Origin of the sequence: Rhodococcus sp. MEB032, from assembly GCF_030208925.1 — a bacterium.
Lineage (GTDB): Bacteria > Actinomycetota > Actinomycetes > Mycobacteriales > Mycobacteriaceae > Rhodococcus_F > Rhodococcus_F qingshengii.
Window position 1 is genome coordinate 1 of sequence record NZ_JARVSY010000003.1, and the last position, 17,376, is coordinate 17,376.

At 63.8% G+C, this 17,376-nt stretch carries 17 protein-coding genes and 1 pseudogene; 14 read left to right on the forward strand and 4 right to left on the reverse strand.

The genetic code is table 11. The features are described 5' to 3' along the window. The 3 genes and pseudogenes from QRN54_RS04555 to QRN54_RS04565 form a co-directional block, all read left to right on the forward strand. A pseudogene (locus tag QRN54_RS04555) lies at window positions 1–578 on the forward strand (cobyric acid synthase); the annotation flags it as partial. Between the two features lie 84 nt (window positions 579–662). Continuing rightward, complete coding sequence (locus QRN54_RS04560) at window positions 663–1,232, forward strand: RNA polymerase sigma factor (RefSeq protein ID WP_050656474.1); 570 nt, start codon at window positions 663–665, stop codon at window positions 1,230–1,232. A gap of 76 nt (window positions 1,233–1,308) precedes the next feature. Continuing rightward, a complete protein-coding gene (locus QRN54_RS04565; protein ID WP_030535633.1) occupies window positions 1,309–2,142 on the forward strand; it encodes a GAF and ANTAR domain-containing protein in 834 nt (277 codons plus the stop codon). Here QRN54_RS04565 and QRN54_RS04570 read toward each other — a convergent pair. Then, on the reverse strand, window positions 2,139–2,564 hold the full coding sequence (locus tag QRN54_RS04570; RefSeq protein ID WP_007734977.1) for a DUF6069 family protein: 426 nt from the start codon (window positions 2,562–2,564) through the stop codon (window positions 2,139–2,141). The genes QRN54_RS04565 and QRN54_RS04570 overlap by 4 nt on opposite strands. 85 nt (window positions 2,565–2,649) lie before the next feature. Then, window positions 2,650–3,519: a PhzF family phenazine biosynthesis protein gene (locus tag QRN54_RS04575; RefSeq protein ID WP_238565257.1), complete on the reverse strand. Its 870-nt coding sequence runs from the start codon at window positions 3,517–3,519 to the stop codon at window positions 2,650–2,652. Between the two features lie 121 nt (window positions 3,520–3,640). Here QRN54_RS04575 and QRN54_RS04580 point away from each other — a divergent pair, with 121 nt between their 5' ends. Continuing rightward, the gene (locus tag QRN54_RS04580) at window positions 3,641–4,102 is read left to right on the forward strand and encodes a PPOX class F420-dependent oxidoreductase (RefSeq protein WP_285181670.1); all 462 of its coding nucleotides are present in this window, start codon (window positions 3,641–3,643) and stop codon (window positions 4,100–4,102) included. Window positions 4,103–4,311: 209 nt separating this feature from the next. Further along, window positions 4,312–4,857 carry an alpha/beta fold hydrolase gene (locus tag QRN54_RS04585; RefSeq protein WP_003942671.1) on the forward strand — a complete coding sequence of 182 codons (546 nt, stop codon included), beginning with the start codon at window positions 4,312–4,314 and terminating at the stop codon, window positions 4,855–4,857. A 77-nt stretch (window positions 4,858–4,934) separates the two neighbouring features. On the opposite strand, the gene mtr is transcribed toward QRN54_RS04585, so the two are convergent. Both mtr and QRN54_RS04595 read right to left on the reverse strand, forming a co-directional pair. Next, complete coding sequence (mtr, locus tag QRN54_RS04590; protein ID WP_063316563.1) at window positions 4,935–6,311, reverse strand: mycothione reductase; 1,377 nt, start codon at window positions 6,309–6,311, stop codon at window positions 4,935–4,937. After that, the gene (locus QRN54_RS04595) at window positions 6,308–7,357 is read right to left on the reverse strand and encodes an alpha/beta hydrolase (RefSeq protein ID WP_003942674.1); all 1,050 of its coding nucleotides are present in this window, start codon (window positions 7,355–7,357) and stop codon (window positions 6,308–6,310) included. The genes mtr and QRN54_RS04595 overlap by 4 nt, the downstream gene beginning before the upstream one ends. Before the next feature lie 146 nt (window positions 7,358–7,503). On the opposite strand from QRN54_RS04595, the gene mqo reads away from it, so the two are divergent. The 9 genes from mqo (at window position 7,504) to QRN54_RS04640 (ending at window position 17,359) form a co-directional block, all read left to right on the forward strand. Further along, window positions 7,504–9,042, forward strand: coding sequence for a malate dehydrogenase (quinone) (mqo, locus tag QRN54_RS04600; RefSeq protein WP_285181673.1), 1,539 nt, complete (start codon window positions 7,504–7,506; stop codon window positions 9,040–9,042). Window positions 9,043–9,053: 11 nt separating this feature from the next. Beyond that, entirely contained in the window at window positions 9,054–9,530 is a 477-nt protein-coding gene (locus QRN54_RS04605) for a GNAT family N-acetyltransferase (protein ID WP_003942808.1), read from the forward strand. Window positions 9,531–9,754: 224 nt separating this feature from the next. Further along, a complete protein-coding gene (locus tag QRN54_RS04610; RefSeq protein WP_064112716.1) occupies window positions 9,755–11,716 on the forward strand; it encodes a magnesium chelatase subunit D family protein in 1,962 nt (653 codons plus the stop codon). A 21-nt stretch (window positions 11,717–11,737) separates the two neighbouring features. Further along, window positions 11,738–12,352 carry a cob(I)yrinic acid a,c-diamide adenosyltransferase gene (cobO, locus tag QRN54_RS04615; RefSeq protein WP_003942784.1) on the forward strand — a complete coding sequence of 205 codons (615 nt, stop codon included), beginning with the start codon at window positions 11,738–11,740 and terminating at the stop codon, window positions 12,350–12,352. Then, window positions 12,346–13,722 (forward strand): cobyrinic acid a,c-diamide synthase CobB, encoded by a 1,377-nt coding sequence (locus QRN54_RS04620; RefSeq protein WP_064444481.1) that lies wholly within the window; start codon window positions 12,346–12,348, stop codon window positions 13,720–13,722. The genes cobO and QRN54_RS04620 overlap by 7 nt, the downstream gene beginning before the upstream one ends. Before the next feature lie 13 nt (window positions 13,723–13,735). Further along, window positions 13,736–14,119, forward strand: coding sequence for a cobalamin biosynthesis protein (locus QRN54_RS04625; RefSeq protein ID WP_285181674.1), 384 nt, complete (start codon window positions 13,736–13,738; stop codon window positions 14,117–14,119). After that, window positions 14,116–15,342, forward strand: coding sequence for a uroporphyrinogen-III C-methyltransferase (gene cobA / locus QRN54_RS04630; RefSeq protein WP_285181675.1), 1,227 nt, complete (start codon window positions 14,116–14,118; stop codon window positions 15,340–15,342). The genes QRN54_RS04625 and cobA overlap by 4 nt, the downstream gene beginning before the upstream one ends. Before the next feature lie 11 nt (window positions 15,343–15,353). After that, window positions 15,354–16,850, forward strand: a complete 1,497-nt coding sequence (locus QRN54_RS04635) for an MFS transporter (protein ID WP_020907421.1) — start codon at window positions 15,354–15,356, stop codon at window positions 16,848–16,850. Window positions 16,851–16,930: 80 nt separating this feature from the next. Continuing rightward, the gene (locus QRN54_RS04640; protein ID WP_003942785.1) at window positions 16,931–17,359 is read left to right on the forward strand and encodes a CBS domain-containing protein; all 429 of its coding nucleotides are present in this window, start codon (window positions 16,931–16,933) and stop codon (window positions 17,357–17,359) included. The last annotated feature ends 17 nt before the right edge of the window (window positions 17,360–17,376 follow it).

The following is a 17,376-nucleotide window of genomic DNA, read 5'->3' on the forward strand; positions in this document are numbered from 1 at the left end:
TCGAGTGGTTGCGAAGTACCGGCCTGGCCGACGAGATCGTCGCGCGAGCAGGTCGCGGGCAAGCAGTCCTGGGAATCTGCGGCGGTTACCAGATGCTGGGTAATTCCATCGTCGACGACGTCGAATCAGGATCAGGGACCACCGCGGGACTGGGTCTGCTGGACCTCGATGTCGAGTTCGCTCCGGACAAGGTGCTGGCGCAGATGACCGGTACGGCAGACGGTATCTCGGTGTCCGGGTACGAGATTCATCACGGACGCGTCGTGCGCAACGGGGACCGCCCATTGCTGGCGGACTCGAGCGGTATGCCGGAAGGCAGTGTGCGAGGGCCTGTTCGAGGGACACACTGGCACGGTCTCCTGGAAAGTGACGACTTTCGGCGCAGCCTGCTGCGTGAGCTCGCGGTTCCCGGTTTTGTTGCTGCACCCGACACCGCGGTTGCCGCGGTGCGAGAACAACAACTCGACCTTCTCGCTGATCTCGTCGAGCAGCACCTCGATCAGGATCTACTCGAGAAACTGATCAACGGTGGGGCGCCTATCGGGCTCCCCGTCATTGCTTCCGCACTCGAAGCCTGAGAGCGCTCCCGCGGGTGTCGACGTGGACGCGGTAGAATAGCCAGGCCTCACTCCCGCGACGGCTCCCTAGTAGGAGTGTGCGCGGTGACAGATCAATTCGACGGCTTGCTGACCGACTTCAGTGACGAGGTGCTGGTCGACTCGGCAATGCTCGGCGATCACGCGGCCTTCGACGTCATCGTCCGCCGATACGGCCCGCACTTGTATCGATTTGCCCGTCGACTGCTCGTGAGCGAGAGTGACGTCGACGACATCGTCCAGGAAACCTGCGTCGCTGCGTGGCGCCAACTTCCGGGGTTTCAGCGGCGCTCGAGCATCAAGACCTGGTTGTTCGCGATCTGTTCTCGCAAGATCTCGGATTTCTATCGAAAAGTCGGCTCCTGCGCCGCCGATATGGACGAACTTCGGGAAGAAGCTGATCCCCGTTTGCGTGATCCGAGCGAAGAAGTCTGCGGCACAGCATTTCTCGACGCCCTGGAATCCGAACTCGATCGACTGCCGCTGCGTCAGCGTGCTGCCTGGGTCTTGCGAGAAGTGGAGGGCATGACGTATCCACAGATCGCTGTTGTCCTGGAGCTGAGTCCGGACGCGGTTCGTGGCCAGCACACTCGGGCGAGGCGGAATCTCGGTGTCGCGCTTGATCGATGGCGATGACGACTCGCCGGTTTGCCGGGTTCTGTCACCGAACTCACTCTCCTTGGTGCCCGTGAAACTGGAAGAATGCTTCGTCGTGGATACCGCTTTCGACCCCAGAGGCTTCGACCCGAGAACCGAGGATTCGGTGCCGTCGGTACTGCCGGACGATGCGACGGCAACTGGTGCTGACGTCGCCGTCGAGGCTGCGGAAACTCGGCTGACGGCACGTGCGGTCAGAGAGTTGCTGGCAGCGCTCGGGGGAAGTATCGGCGACGAGGACGAACTCGTGGTTCTACTCCAACGCGCCGTCGAAATCGCGAACGACGCCATCGACGGCGCCGACAGCATCGGCGTCACCATCGATCTTGCCGGGCAGACCTACACCGCCGTTCACACCGATTCGCGGACCCTGCGCGTCGACATCGAGCAATACGACGCCGGCGACGGACCATGTCTGCACGCGGCTCGAACCGGTGAAACCGTAGTCGTTGATGCCGAGACCAGCGCAGAACGCTGGCCGCGGTTCGCGGCGGCCGCGAAGGACGAAGGGATCAAGTCCTTTCTCGCGGCGCCGCTCTTCACGCCGGATCAGCGACTCGGTTCGTTCAACCTGTACGGACGTGCCCCAGCGGCCTTCGACAGCGTCGACGCGGAAGTCATGGAGATTCTCACGACAACAGTCTCACGCGCGATCGGAGACTTCTCCCGTTTCAAGTCCGCCAAGGCGGTAGCTGACGCCTTGCAACGCGCGCTCGAGACTCGGGCGCCGATAGAACAGGCCAAAGGCATGCTGATGGCCATCCATCGGATCGACGCCGACACCGCATTTCACATGCTGCGCAAGCAGTCTCAGACCACGAACACCAAGTTGCGTGACGTGGCAGCCGAGATCGTCGAGACGTATTCCGCGCCGCCTACCGCGGTCTAGTTCGACGGAGACCGACGTACGGCCTCGAGCGCGACGACCACGCTCGCGGCGACAACCACGTGCATCAGCGCGAGCGTGACCGTGCTGGCGGCGTCGAAGTCCGCGGCGATCGTCAGGGCGATGGTGCCGAGCGCAAACACTGCACCCACGACCTGAGCGATGCGGATGATCGGCTCCCACTTCAGTGAGATCAACATTGCGAGCGACAAACCGACCAGCAACGGCACTACCGTAAGTGTGATGACCCCGCCGGGAGCTACGCTCGCCACCTTTCCCTGATCTGTCATCTCGAACGATCCGCCCGATGCCAGGCCGATCAACCACAGGATCAGGTTGGCGACGAGGGCCATGACCGTGGCCCCGAGTACGGCACGCGGCTTGGTGAGGTGGAGGTTGTGTGCGGTTGAAGCGATTGCAGACATGATGTTCTCCCGGCTCGATGCGATGGTCTTGTGACGTCGCTCTGGTGAATAGACCCGCCGGCCGGGAGAAACTCATCGCTGGTGGTTACCGGGGGTCGTCTGTCGGCACGGCGGTGCCGGTGACCGCGATACCGCCGTCGACCGGGATCTCGACCGCGAGCACGCTGGGACGCCCGACGTGTCGGCCCTGGTGGATGGTGATCCGCCGCGGAGTGGCCGCGGGTTCGAGTTTGCGCAGGTAACCGCCGGTCGACGCCGCTGCGGACCCGGTCGCGGGATCCTCGACGATGTTTCCCACCGGAAACAGATTTCGAGCTTCGAAGGTGTTGTCGTCGAGGGGATGCAGGATCGTCACCGTGCCCGCCCACCCCTGCGCGTCCATCAGAGTTCGCATTGCGGATGGATCGAAGGTGAACTCGTCGAAGGCTGCCTGATCACGAAGTACGACGATCGGGTGCGTGTTGCCGGCGTACGAGAGCATTGCGGGATACCGCGCGTCGAGCGCAGACGAATCGACGCCGATGAGCCCGAGCAGTGCTGTCAGTACAGCATGATCGATCGGCGAGACCGATGGTTCGACGCTGGTGAAGGTCGCGGTGGACGTTCCGTCCTCGTCGGTCGCCGTGTCGATGGATACCGGTCCGATCGGTGTTTCGAATGTGAAGGTTCCGTCACCGTCTCGCTCGGTGAGCGCGATGGCCGTCGCAATAGTGGCATGACCGCAGAACGGTACTTCGGCGATAGGGGAGAAGTACCGGATCCGGCTGTGGCGCGGGTTGCCTCCGAGTACCGGTTCGATGAGGAACGCCGTCTCGGCGTACCCGACTTCGGCTGCAACGGATTGTAATTCGGAGTCGTCGAGTCCACGCGCGTCGAGCATTACGCCGGCCGGATTACCGCCGGCCGGATCCGAACTGAACGCAGTCAGCCGGAGGATGTCGCGAGAAGTTGCCATGTCGACCATCTTTGTCCGCTGTCGTCCATCGGGGGAAGAGACATCGCGCGATTGCGGTCCGCGATCTTCGAACTGGACTGCCTCCGGAACAAACCGGCCGCACGGCGTCGTTGCTGCAGACATGAGCAATGACACAGACACCGACGAAGCGTTGTTCGCACTCGTGGCCGAGGGAAAACAAGGTGTGTTGGCAACCGTCAAGCGTGACGGCCGCCCACAGTTGTCCAACATCATTTACCGCTGGGATGACGAGTCGAAGACGGCTTCCGTGTCCATCACTGCCGATCGCGCCAAGAGTAAAAATGCGATCCGCGATCCGCGGGTTTCCCTTCACGTCAGCGCGCCCGACTTCTGGAGCTACGCCGTGATGGAAGGACTTGCCGTGGTGACACCCGTCGCGGCCGATCCTCACGACGAAGTGTCTGACGCCCTGGTCGAGCTGTACCGGGACATCAGCGGCCAGGAGCATACCGATTGGGAGGAGTACCGCGAAGCGATGGTTGCGGAGCGTCGACAGATCCTCACGGTGCGCGCTGATCACGTCTACGGAATGACGAGGCTCCCCAAGCCGTCCGGTACCTAGAGCCGCGCCCCACTGGAGTTCGGCCCACCCCCACTTTCGAGCGAACGGTACGCCCGTCGCCTCAGATGCGCCGAAAGCCACTTTCGCTCGGAAGGGAGGGGGCCAAGAGCGAACAAATCGGGCCCGCAGCGGCGCGTGAATGTATGAGTGGTCATACTTCTGTCGACTCCAGGGTCCTCCACTGTGTGGATCGCGTACCGTTTCCAGACATGGAATTGACTCGAGTAGCGGTGGGCAGTGGTTCGTGCACCGTTCGGATCGACGGGCCGGTCAGCAAGCATGCGGTACTCCTGCTCCCCGGCAAGGGCGACCCCGTCGACTTGTACGACGATGTGTGTGAGCGACTGCACCATTCGGATCTGCGGACCGTCGCGGTGGAATCGATCGAGAATCTCGACGAGACCTCGGCAGTGGTACTTCTGGACGAGTTGAACATCGCCTGGGTGAACCTGGTCGGTCACCGGGAGGGCGCCGATCTCGCGTGGCTGTTGGCTGCACGTCAGTTCGGCCGCTTCGCGAGTTTGATCGCCGTGGACCGTGGACATCCGTCGGCCAGCGATATTGCCGGCGTACCGCCGGTCGAGGTTCCGACCACCGTAGTCGTGGGCAGTGGAGGTCGGGCCATCGCCGACGCCAGCGGTCGTTTCGTGTACTCCGACTTCCGCGTGACGGAACTTCCGGGTGTCGACGACGTCGTCAAGTCGGCACCGGCCGAACTCGCAACCGAGATCGTGCTGCGTACCAGCCCCTGGTGAAACTCTGACCTACGAAAAGGCGGGCGCTCCCATTGCGAGGAGTGCCCGCTTTTTCGGCGTCATAAGGGCTGCGGGGCTCAGATGTCGAGGCCGAGCAGCGCGTTCTCGACCACTTCGGCCAGGGCCGGGTGGATCCAGTACTGGCCGCGCGCCATGTCCTGAGCTGACAAACCGAAGCTCATCGCCTGAATGAGCGGCTGGATGACGGTCGGAGCCTGCGTACCCATGACGTGGGCGCCGAGGATGCGTCCGGTGCCGCGCTCGGCGATCACCTTGCAGATGCCCTCCTGATCCTCCATCGCCCAGCCGTACGCGACGTCGCCGTAAGCCTGCACCTTGACCGTGATGTCGAGTCCGGCGTCGCGAGCCTGCTTCTCCGTCATTCCGACGTCGGCGATCTGCGGGTCGGTGAACACGGCTGCCGGTACGAAGCGGTGATCGGTGCTGCGAAGCCCGGACGTGTCCTTCCACGCGTCCTGGAGCAGGTTGTGTTGAACAACGCGCGCTTCATGGTTGGCGACGTGCTTGAGCTGGTACGGCGAGGAGACGTCACCGAGTGCGAAGACGCCCTCTGCGGTGGTGCGTTGGTACTCGTCGACCACGATCGAGCCCTTGTCGTCGAGTTCGACGCCGGCCTTGTCGAGACCGAGTAGGTCACCGTTCGGCTGACGACCGACCGCGACGAGGAGAACGTCACCGGAAACGACTGTGCCGTTTGCCAGTTCGACGGCGATGTTGTCGCCGTCGCCGCGTACCGACGTGAGGGGGGAGCCCAGATGGACGTCCCACTTCTGTTCGGCCAACTCGGTGAAGCGCTCGGAGATCTCGTCGTCGAGGTGCCGCAGCAGTCGCTGGCTGCGACCGATGATCGACACGCGAGAACCCAACGCGGAGAACACGTGTGCGAACTCGGTGGCAATGAATCCTGAGCCGACGATCACCAGGTGCTCGGGAAGTTCGGGCAGTCGCATGATGTCTTCGTTGGTGTAGTACTTCACACCGCTCGACGCGATCTCTTCCGGGATGATCGGACGCGAACCGGCAGCGATGACCACCTGATCGGCGGTGATCGTCTCGCCGGTTCCGGTGTCGATCGTCTTCTCGCCGGTGAACGTTGCGTGGCCGCGGTAAACGGTGGTGTTGGGGCTGTCTTCGCTGCGATACCGCTCGCCACCTGCAGAAATGGGATCGATGCGGCCGAAGACGCGCTTGACGATGTCGGACCAACGAACGCCGTCGAGCGTGGCGTCGACGCCGTACTTCTCGGCAGTGGTGACGGTGCGTGCCACCTCGGCGGCGTAGACGAACATCTTGGTCGGGATACACCCGACATTGAGGCACGTTCCGCCGAAGGTGCCCTCTTCGAGGATTGCGATCTTCTTGCCGTCGAACCGCTCGTCTGGCAGCGAGTTTCCGGATCCGCTGCCGATGATTGCAAGGTCGTAGTGCGTCACTGCGCGATCTCCTGTGTGTTGCTTGCTGTGCTTGCCGAACTTTCTGCGGCCGGCGTGAGGTGGCCGTCGAGCCACTCCAACCACAGGTCGAGTTCGGAAAAGGCTGTGGCCAAGGGCTTCTCGGTCGAAAGGAACACGTCGTGACGGGCGCCGTCGATCGGGACGATGGTGGTGCGATCGCCGAGGCAACCGGCCCAACGTGCGATCTGCTTGACGTCGAGCACGGAATCGGCGAGGTCGACGCTCGGGTTGTACGCCTTCGCGAACTGCGACTTCTTCGAGCGCAGAATCAGCGCGGGCACTCCGATGTCTAGGCCGCGGTGAAGTTTTGCGTGACCCGCTCGGACGGCCCGCATCCAGCCGAAGGTAACGGGGCAGCCTGCCAGTGGCTTCCAGTCGAGGTTGTAATCCCAGACGCCGTTGGCCGAAACATGAAGACTGGAACCGTAAGTCGGTAGCCCAGTTCCCGGGATCACCGTCTTCGCCGATACCCGTCCGAGCGCATCGATCGCCGTAGTACCGACGTTGCGCACCACTGAGGGACCCTGAAGGTCGAACCAGGGGCTGTTGAGTACCAGCCCGCAGATTCCGGCGCCGTCGCTGCCACCGGGCTTGCGCTGCAAACGGTTCAGCCAGAGCGGAACGATCAGACCGCCGGTGGAGTGCGCCATGAGCAGCACCTCGCTGCCCTCGGTCTCGCTGCGGACGATGCGCAGCGCTTCGTTCAGTTCGGCGTCGTAGAGCGCAAGGTCGGAGACGTAATGAGCTGTGTGCCCCGGTTTGAGGGAGCGGCCGCACTTACGCAGGTCGAGTGCGAAGAAGGCGTAACCCTGCTCGGCAAAGTGCTCGGCGAGGTGCTTCTGGAAGAAGTAATCGGTGAAGCCGTGCACGTACAAAACGGCACGGTGTGTCTTCACCGCCTCCTTCTGCGGTTGGTAGCGGACCAGTGTTGCGTCCACCTCGCCTTCGCCGTCCGGATCCGTTCCGAGCGGGATCGTCAGCTGCTGATATCCGTCACCGAGGACGTCTGGAACCCAAGTAGTCACAAATCACAATCTAATCGTCGTTTCGAGTGCGCGTTGTAGAGCACAATTGGGGGTGGTGAACCGCGCGTGTACGCACGGGTAACCTATTCGGCGTAACACAGCAGGCGGATGCGCGCACGGCTAATGACAAGGAAGTCGATTCTCCAGTGTCGAATCAGAACGCGGTAGAGACGAAGACGGATGTAGTGCTCGTGGGCGCAGGCATCATGAGCGCCACGCTGGGTGCATTGCTGCGCCAGCTGCAGCCCGATTGGTCGATCTCGACCTTCGAGCGGCTCGATGCCGTCGCAGCCGAGAGCAGCGACCCCTGGAACAACGCGGGAACCGGTCACTCAGCCCTGTGTGAGCTCAATTACACACCTGAGAACTCGGACGGCACGGTCGACATCAAGAAGGCCGTCAACGTCAACGAGCAGTTCCAGGTGTCACGCCAGTTCTGGGCACACGCGGTAGAGCAGGGCGTCCTGACACAGCCCAAGGAATTCATCAACCCCATCGCGCACGTGAGCTTCGTTCACGGTGAGGCCAACGCCAAGTACCTCCGTGCTCGTTACGACGCACTTGCCGGCCACACGCTCTTCCGCGGTATGGAGTACATCGACGATTCGGCCGAGTTCAGCAAGCGTTTGCCGCTCATGGCCAAGGGACGCGACTTCTCCGATCCCATCGCCCTGAACTGGAGCCAGGACGGCACCGACGTCGATTTCGGAGCGCTCACCAAGCAGCTCATCGGCTACATCGGCAAGACCGGCGGCAAGATGTACTTCGGCCACGAGGTCACCAACCTGACCCAGAACTCGGACAAGTCCTGGACCGTCAAGGTCACCAACCGTCGTACCGGTGAAAAGCGCACCGTTCGCTCGCGCTTCGTGTTCGTCGGTGCCGGTGGCGGCGCCCTGCACCTGCTGCAGAAGTCGGGCATCAAGGAAGCCAAGGGCTTCGGTGGCTTCCCGGTCAGCGGTGCCTTCCTGCGATGCACCAACCCCGAACTCATCGACCAGCACAGCGCCAAGGTCTACGGCAAGGCTGCCGTCGGCGCCCCGCCCATGTCGGTGCCTCACCTGGACACCCGTGTCATCGGCAACAAGCCGGGTCTGCTGTTCGGTCCCTACGCTGGTTGGTCGCCGAAGTTCCTCAAGCAGGGTCGCGTCACGGACCTGCCCGGCTCGGTCAAGCCGAACAACATCCTCTCGATGCTCGGTGTCGGTGTCAGCGAGCTCGGCCTGGTCAAGTACCTGGTCAGCGAGCTTGCCAAGAACGAAGCCGGTCGCATCTGGGATCTGCGTGAGTTCGCGCCCAAGGCGCAGGCCCAGGACTGGGAACTCATCACCGCGGGCCAGCGCGTCCAGGTGATCCGCCGTGCCAAGGGCAAGGGTGGTGTCCTCGAATTCGGTACCGCTGTGGTCGCCGCTGAGGACGGTTCCATCGCCGGCCTGCTCGGTGCTTCGCCCGGTGCGTCCACGGCCGTCCCGGCGATGCTGGACGTACTCGAGCGCTGCTTCCCGACCGAGTTCCAGGGTTGGAAGGGCAAGCTCCGCGAGATGGTTCCGTCCATCGGCGTCAAGCTCACCGACAACGAAGGCCTGTTCAACCAGGTCTGGGATTGGTCCTCGAAGGTTCTCGAGCTCGATTCCGCCGGTGCTTCCGAATCGGCTCCGGTCGCGGATACCGCCGCGACTGTGTGATAGTCCAACCCATGACGGCAACAGCAGCTTTGAAGCGTTCATGGGCACTCGATCTCGACAACAAGACGTTCTACGAGTTGTTGAAGCTTCGAGTGGAGGTCTTTGTCGTCGAGCAGGCTTGCCCGTATCCCGAGTTGGACGGGCGGGACCTGCTGACGGAAACACGCCACTTCTGGCTCGAGCAGGACGGCCAGGTGGTGTGCACTCTCCGGCTGCTCGAAGAGCACGACGACGGAAACAAGAGCTTCCGAATCGGACGCCTCTGCACGTCGCGTCAGGCTCGCGGCCAGGGCCACACGACCCGCCTCCTGCAGGCCGCACTGGCCGAGGTCGGCGAAGCGCCGTGCCGGATCAATGCACAGACCTACTTGGTCGAGATGTACGCCAAGCACGGATTCAAGGCTGACGGCGAAGAGTTCATCGAAGACGGCATCCCGCACACCCCGATGCGTCGTGGTGGGGGAGAGCCTTTCGTGGCTGTCAGCTAGTTTGTTCGAGATTTGACCCTGGTCGGCTCATGGGAAAGTGAGCCGACTAGGGTTTTTTCGATACCGAATGCTCGCGGGGAAGTCCTGTTCGATTCAGGCGCGGTCCCGCCACTGTGAAAGATCTCTCCTCTACCGATTGTCCGGGAGATCTCAGCCAGGTTGCCGCGACATTCGAGTGCAGCCAAATTCTCGGCGAGGAAACCGAGAGGTGGAGGGATATCGACGTGCGAAGTGAAGAAGATCGACCAGTGGCGGGCTTCCCGTTCAGTGCTGTGGTCGGCCAGGATCAATTGCGATTGGCGCTGATCCTGTGTGCGGTGCATCCAGGGATCGGCGGGGTCTTGGTCCGCGGTGAGAAGGGAACTGCCAAGTCGACGGTCGTGCGCGCGCTGACTGCGCTGCTGCCCGCGGTCGACGACGCCGGAACGACACGACCGGCCCGCTTGGTCGAACTGCCCGTGGGCGCCACCGAAGACCGGGTGATCGGTTCGATCGACTTGGAGAAGGTTCTGCGTGACGGTGAGCGCGCATTCCAACCTGGACTGCTCGCCGCCGCTCACCAGGGTGTTCTGTACGTCGACGAGGTGAATCTGCTTCACGACCACCTGGTCGACGTGCTTCTCGACGCCGCGGCGATGGGTCGGGTTCACATCGAGCGTGACGGCATCTCCCATTCGCATCCGGCCAAGTTCGTACTCGTCGGCACGATGAATCCCGAAGAGGGAGAACTGCGTCCGCAACTTCTGGACCGTTTCGGTCTGGCTGTCGACGTCGCCGCTTCCCGCGACGTCGACATTCGCATGGAAGTGGTGCGTCGCCGACTCGACTACGAGCGTGACCCCGATGCATTTGTCGCTCGGTACGTATCCGCCGATGAGGAGTTGGCGTCCGAAATCCTCACGGCGCGTGAGAAATTGGACTCGGTCGAGCTGAGCAACCGCGAACTGCGTCGTATCGCCTCGCTGTGTGCGTCGTTCGACGTCGACGGTATGCGCGCGGACTTGGTGCTGGCGCGCACCGCGACGGCCCACGCTGCCTGGCGCGGCGACAGTGAAGTCACTGCGGAGGACGTACGAGTAGCGGCGGAACTGACGCTGCCGCATCGCCGCCGCCGCGATCCGTTCGACGAGCCCGGCTTGGATCAGCAGCAGTTGGACGATGCGCTCGAGCAGGCTGATCAGGATGCTCAGTCGCAGGTAGAGGACGACGCGCGCGACGGAGAGCCCGAACCTCCCGAAAATCACGAAGACCGTGGCCCGGAAGATGGCGGCTCCGATGACGGCGGTCCCGGACACGAAGGGCCGGACGACGACGGGCCTGACGACGACGGCCCGGACGACCCTGACGGACCTGGTGGGGGAGTACGCGCCACCGATCGCCCCTCGGCTCCACCGGCCGGCGAATTCAAGGCCAAGCTCCTCGAAGTTCCGGGAGTCGGTGAAGGTGCACCGGGACGACGCTCGCGGTCCATGTCGTCCCGTGGACGAGTTGTGCGGTCCACGCGGGAGCGTGGGCACGGATTGCATCTGACGAGCACGGTCTTTGCCGCAGCCGAGTCTCAAGTTGCCCGTGGTCGCACTGCTGGACGGTTGCGGCTGGCACCCGCTGATCTCCGCGGCGCGATACGTGAAGGGCGAGAAGGCAATCTGATCGTCTTCGTTGTCGACGCGTCGGGGTCGATGGCAGCACGCGACCGCCTCTCCGCGGTCACCGGTGCGGTTGTCTCGTTGCTCCGCGACGCCTATCAGCGCCGCGACAAGGTCGCCGTCATCACCGTCCGTGGTCGTGAAGCGGAGCTCGTACTGCCGCCGACATCTTCGGTGGACATCGCTGTCCGTCGCTTGCAGTCGATGCGTACCGGCGGCAAATCCCCACTCGCAGAGGGATTCCTGCGTGCTCGCGAAGTGGTTCTGCGTGAACGACTTCGTGACCCGCAGCGTCGCGCCCTCGTCGTCACACTCACCGACGGCCGGGCAACCGGCGGCAAGGACGCGCTGCACCGCGCCCGCGTCGCCGCGCATCTTCTCGCCGACGCGTCCGTTGCGTCCATCGTCGTCGACTGCGAGACCGGGCTCGTGCGTCTGGGGCTGGCGGCCGAGTTGGCGCGAGAACTACGTGGCGGATACGTCCGCCTCGCCGAATTGTCAGCGCAGCAGGTCGCGGGTGTCGTCCGCGCCGCAGCCTAGATCCCAGCTCAGGAGTTCACGATGCCCAAGGGTGTTCCCGAGACAGTTCCCGACGACGGTCTGACCACGCGTCAGCGTCGTAACGCGCCGGTACTTGCCGTGCACACCGGCCCGGGAAAGGGTAAGTCCACCGCCGCTTTCGGCATGGCGCTGCGTGCCTGGAATCAGGGGTTCGACATCGGCGTGTTCCAGTTCGTGAAGAGTGCTAAGTGGAAGGTCGGAGAGGAAGCAGCGTTCCGCGCGCTCGGAAACCTGCACGACGAAACCGGCGTCGGTGGGCCGGTGCAGTGGCACAAGATGGGCGAAGGTTGGTCATGGACACGCAAGGCCGGTAGCGAGGAAGATCATGCTGCTGCCGCTGCGGAGGGTTGGCAGGAGATCGCGAGAAGGCTTGCGAGCGAGGAACATCGATTCTATGTCCTCGACGAGTTCACCTATCCGCTCAAGTGGGGCTGGGTCGACGTCGACGAGGTCGTGCAGACACTGCGCGATCGTCCGGGCAACCAGCACGTTGTCATCACGGGACGCGACGCCCCGCAGGCGTTGATCGACGCCGCCGACCTCGTGACCGAGATGACCAAGATCAAGCACCCGATGGATGCCGGCCGAAAGGGCCAACGGGGCATCGAATGGTAAGTCCTTCCACTCCGGCCGTGGTGATCGCCGCTCCTGCCTCGGGTAGCGGAAAGACCACGGTGGCAACGGGATTGATCGGCGCGCTGCGACGGTCCGGTAGCAGCGTTGCACCCTTCAAGGTGGGGCCGGACTACATCGACCCGGGTTATCACGGACTCGCGGCAGGGCGGCCCGGACGCAACCTCGACACTGTTCTGGTGGGCCCGGATCGCATCGGACCGCTCTACCGGCATGGAACCGCTGGTTGCGACATCGCCGTGGTCGAAGGCGTCATGGGTCTGTTCGACGGGAAGATCGACGAGGCAAACTCGCAGCCGTCGGCGGAGGGATCGACGGCGCAGGTCGCGTCGATCCTCGGTTCGCCGGTAGTCCTCGTGATCGACGCCCGTGGGCACAGTCAGAGTCTGGCCGCCGTACTCCACGGCTTCGCGACCTACGACGCAGGTGTGCGCATCGGCGGCGTCATTCTCAATCGCGTCGGGAGCGCTCGTCACGAGCAGGTGTTGCGTCATGCGTGCGACAAGGTCGGCGTCGCAGTGCTCGGAGTTGTGCCACGGTTGACGGAACTCGAAGTTCCCTCCCGGCACCTCGGCCTGATTCCGGCGGCCGAGCACGGCGCCGCCGCTGTGGCCGCAGTGGACGCGATGTCCGACTTGATTGCCTCGCACGTCGATCTGGGTGCTGTTCGCGCACTGGCCGCCTCGAACGTGAGTGCAGCTGCATGGGATCCGGTTGCCGAGGTCGGCGCACACGCAGAGTCTCGGCCTGTGGTTGCCATGGCGGGTGGCCCGGCCTTCACCTTCGGCTATGCCGAGCACCGGGAGCTGTTGACTGCCGCCGGCGCGGACGTGCAGGTGTTCGACCCGTTGCGGGACGAGCTTCCTGCGGGAACTGCCGCTCTGGTCCTTCCCGGTGGCTTCCCGGAAGAACACGCGGTAGACCTTGCGGCCAATACCGTTCTGCTGCAGCAGGTTCGCGATCTGGCGGACGGCGGTGCACCGATTCATGCAGAGTGTGCGGGCCTGCTCTACCTCGCTCGCAGCTTGGACGGTCACAGCATGGCCGGTGTGGTCGGAGTGGATGCGACGTTCGGGAAACGCCTGACCCTCGGGTATCGCGAAGCAGTCGCGATCAGCGACTCCAGCCTCTTCGACGCAGGCTCCCGCGTCACCGGTCACGAGTTCCACCGAACGTCTCTCGTCTCGGCAGACGCGGACGGTTGCGGAAGTGCGTGGGGGTGGCGGCCCTGGGACGGCGGCAGTGTCCGCGAAGGGTTTGTTCGCGGTGGCGTCCACGCGTCGTATCTGCACACTCATCCGGTGGGGCAGCCCGAATCGATCGCGAAGTTCGTCGATGCCGCACGGCGATGACCTCTGTATAGGCGTGGGATTCACGACGAGTGTCACCGCGAAGGACATCGTCGCTGCGGTGAAGGCTGTGCCCGCGGCGCAAGGGAAGATCGTGGTACTCGCCACTGTGGCGGCAAAAGCTGAGTCTTCGGCTCTTCTGACAGCGGCCCATGAACTGGACGTCCCGATTGTGAGTTTCGCCTCGGACGTACTTGCGCGAGTTCAAGTTCCGTCACCATCGCCTCGCGTCGAGAACGCCGTCGGAACGGCAAGCGTCGCGGAAGCGGCTGCGATCCTCGCGTCCGGGGGCGGCCGACTTGTGCTGGCCAAGACTGCCAGGGATGGAGTGACCGTGGCCGCGGCCCGTAAAGTTCCCTCCAGCTTGACCAATTCTGACAACGAAACGGAGTGCGAGTGAGCGAGTCCACCGCAGACGAGACCAACTACCTGGTCGGCCTCAACCTGACCGATCGACGCGTGGTCGTGTTCGGTGGCGGCACTGTGGCTCAGCGCCGACTCGGACTGCTGGTCGCCTCTGGTGCCCGCGTTCACGTCATCAGCCGCGCGTTCACTCCGGCCGTCGAAGGTATGGCCACGGCCGGGCAGATCACGGTCGAAGAGCGTCCGTACGCCGACGGCGACCTCGAAGGTGCGTGGTACGCCATCGCCTCGACCGACGAGCCGGAAACCAATGCGGCGATCGTCGCCGAAGCGGAGCGTCGCCACATCTTCTGCGTGCGCGCCGACAACGCGAAGAACGGCACCGCCGTCACTCCCGCCAGCGCCGAGTACGACGGTATGAGCATCGGAATTCTGGCGGGCGGCGATCACCGTCGTTCGGCAGCCGTCCGCACCGCCGTCGTCGAAGGTCTTCAGTCGGGCGTGCTCGCCGATACGGCCGAGCCTGCCGCTGCGGGTGTTGCTCTCGTCGGTGGTGGCCCCGGTGATCCCGATCTGATCACCGTGCGCGGACGCCGTTTGCTCGCCCGCGCCGACGTCGTCGTGGCCGACCGATTGGCTCCGCCGGAGTTGCTCGCCGAACTGGGTCCGGACGTAGAGGTGATCGACGCCGCGAAGATCCCGTACGGCCGTGCCATGGCTCAGGAGGCCATCAACGCCGCGCTGATCGACAACGCGAAGGCAGGCAAGTTCGTGGTCCGCCTCAAGGGCGGGGACCCGTACGTCTTCGGACGGGGATACGAAGAACTCGAAGCGTGTGCCGCTGCCGGCGTTCCGGTGACCGTAGTGCCCGGAATCACGAGCGCGATCTCGGTCCCGTCGGCCGCAGGCATCCCGGTCACCCACCGCGGCGTCACCCACGAGTTCGTCGTCGTCAGTGGGCACGTGGCTCCGGATCATCCGGATTCGCTGGTCGACTGGTCGGCGCTGGCCAAGTTGCGCGGCACGATCGTGCTGCTCATGGCGGTCGAGCGCATCGATCAGTTCGCGAAGGCACTCGTCGACGGTGGACGCCCGGCAACCACGCCGGTCACCGTCATCCAAGAGGGCACGCTGCGCACTCAGCGTGAACTTCGGGCCGATCTGGCGACCGTTGCTCAGCGCGTCAAGGACGAGGAGATCAAGCCTCCGGCGATCATCGTGATCGGGCCGGTCGCGGGCTTTTCCGTCGACGCTGGGTAACGTGAAGTCTTGTGTCTGATTCCCCAACATCTGAAACCGCTTCGGCGAATGCCCCGGTAGCGACTCGAGTCATCGGGCTCGCCATCATCGTCCTGAGTGGTTTGCAGATGATGGTGGTGCTCGACGGCACCGTCGCGAACCTCGCGCTGGCGCCATTGCAGGCAGACCTCGGGCTGAGCGACAGTGGTCGCAATTGGGTGTTGACTTCGTACGCGCTTGCGTTCGGTGGGCTCATGCTCCTCGGTGGTCGCCTCGGTGACGCGTATGGGCGCAAGAAGATGTTCATCGCGGGAGTCTCGCTGTTCACGGTGGCGTCGTTGCTCTGTGGTCTCGCCCTGAACGAGGGCATGTTGATCGCAGCGCGGGCGCTTCAAGGTGTCGGCGCAGCCGTGGCGTCGCCCACCGCCTTCGCCCTTGTTGCCACGACTTTCGCCGCGGGTCCGGCTCGTAATCAGGCCATCGCGATTTTTGCCGCCATGACGGGCGTCGGATCGATCGCCGGTCTGATCATCGGCGGCGCATTGACCGAGGTGTCATGGCGACTGATCTTCCTCATCAACGTCCCGATCGGGATCGCGCTCGTCGGCATGGCGTTCCGCGCCCTTCGCGAGACGAATCAGACGCGTCTGGCTTTGGATGTCCCCGGCGCGATCCTCGCGACTCTCGGGTGCACCGGTGTTGTTTTTGCTCTCACCGAAGGCCCGGAAATGGGATGGGGGAGTATCGCCGTCATCGGGGCATTGGCGGCCGGATTGGTCGCCCTCGCCGCCTTCCTCTTCGTCGAGCGAACTGCGGACAACCCGCTCTTGCCCTTCTCGTTGTTCGCCGATCGCAACCGTGTCGCGACGTTCCTCGCCATCTTCTTCGTTGGTGGCGCGATGTTCAGCATGACGGCCTTCGTCGCGCTGTTCGTGCAGGACATCATGCAGTATTCGCCGTTGCGTGCCGGTATCGCGTTCATTCCGTTCGCGTTCGGATTGGGCGCCGCCGCGTCGGTTGCTTCCAAGCTCGCCGTGAAGGTTCAACCCCGTTGGCTGGTCCTCACCGGCGTCGTGATCATGATCGTCGGACTCCTCTACGGATCTACTCTCGATTCCGATTCCACCTACCTGGCCAACTTGTTCGTGCCCGTGATCGGGATCGGATTCGGTATCGGCCTCGCGATGGTGCCCTTGCCACTGTGCGCGATCGCCGGTGTCCCGGAGACCGAAATCGGCCCGCTGACGGCCATCGCTCAGGTTGCCCAGACGCTCGGTGGGCCACTGGCGCTGTCGGTGATCGGTGCAATGGCGACGTCCAAGACGCTCTCGCTCGGCGGCACTTCGGGCAAGGCAGCGGACATGAATCCGGCGCAATTGATCGCACTCGGAGAGGGATACACCTTCGCACTTGTGGGCTGCGCGGTCTGCGCCGTGTTCGCCGGTATCGCGGCGCTGTGCATCAGGTTCACACCTTCTCAGGTAGCCCAGGCACAGGCTGCGGAGAAGGCAGCTCAGGGAATCGCCTGATCAGTCCTGTTTTTCCGCTTCGCTAGCCGATACGATCGTTGCAGGACGTGCCGAGAGTCTCGACGGATCGGGGTGCCGTGATGCGGATCGCGGACATATTGCGAAACAAGGGCAACAGCATCGTCACGATCGACGCCCACACGACGGTCAACGGGTTGCTGTGCGATCTTGCCCGCCACAACATCGGAGCCATGGTGGTGGTCGACGACGACGCGGTGGTCGGCATCATCTCCGAACGCGATGTCGTTCGACGCCTGCACGAGCGTGGCCCGGACCTTCTCGGGATCCAGGTTTGCGAGGTCATGACCGCTCTGATGTACACGTGCGTTCCGGCAGACGCGGTGGACAGCATTGCCGCGATCATGACCGAGCGTCGAATCCGGCATCTGCCGGTGATCGAGGACGGCAACCTCCTCGGCATCGTCAGTATCGGTGACGTGGTGAAGAGCCGCATCGACGAGCTCAAGAGCGAACGCGATCAGCTCGAGTCGTACATCGATCAGGGCTGATCGATAGTCCATCGCAC

Bases quoted from the DNA above. Each gene is read 5' to 3' on its own strand.
- QRN54_RS04570 (WP_007734977.1), bottom strand. From the start codon at position 2,564: ATGTCTGCAATCGCTTCAACCGCACACAACCTCCACCTCACCAAGCCG.
- QRN54_RS04575 (WP_238565257.1), bottom strand. From the start codon at position 3,519: ATGGCAACTTCTCGCGACATCCTCCGGCTGACTGCGTTCAGTTCGGAT.
- QRN54_RS04580 (WP_285181670.1), top strand. From the start codon at position 3,641: ATGAGCAATGACACAGACACCGACGAAGCGTTGTTCGCACTCGTGGCC.
- QRN54_RS04585 (WP_003942671.1), top strand. From the start codon at position 4,312: ATGGAATTGACTCGAGTAGCGGTGGGCAGTGGTTCGTGCACCGTTCGG.
- QRN54_RS04605 (WP_003942808.1), top strand. From the start codon at position 9,054: ATGACGGCAACAGCAGCTTTGAAGCGTTCATGGGCACTCGATCTCGAC.
- cobO (WP_003942784.1), top strand. From the start codon at position 11,738: ATGCCCAAGGGTGTTCCCGAGACAGTTCCCGACGACGGTCTGACCACG.
- QRN54_RS04620 (WP_064444481.1), top strand. From the start codon at position 12,346: ATGGTAAGTCCTTCCACTCCGGCCGTGGTGATCGCCGCTCCTGCCTCG.
- QRN54_RS04640 (WP_003942785.1), top strand. From the start codon at position 16,931: ATGCGGATCGCGGACATATTGCGAAACAAGGGCAACAGCATCGTCACG.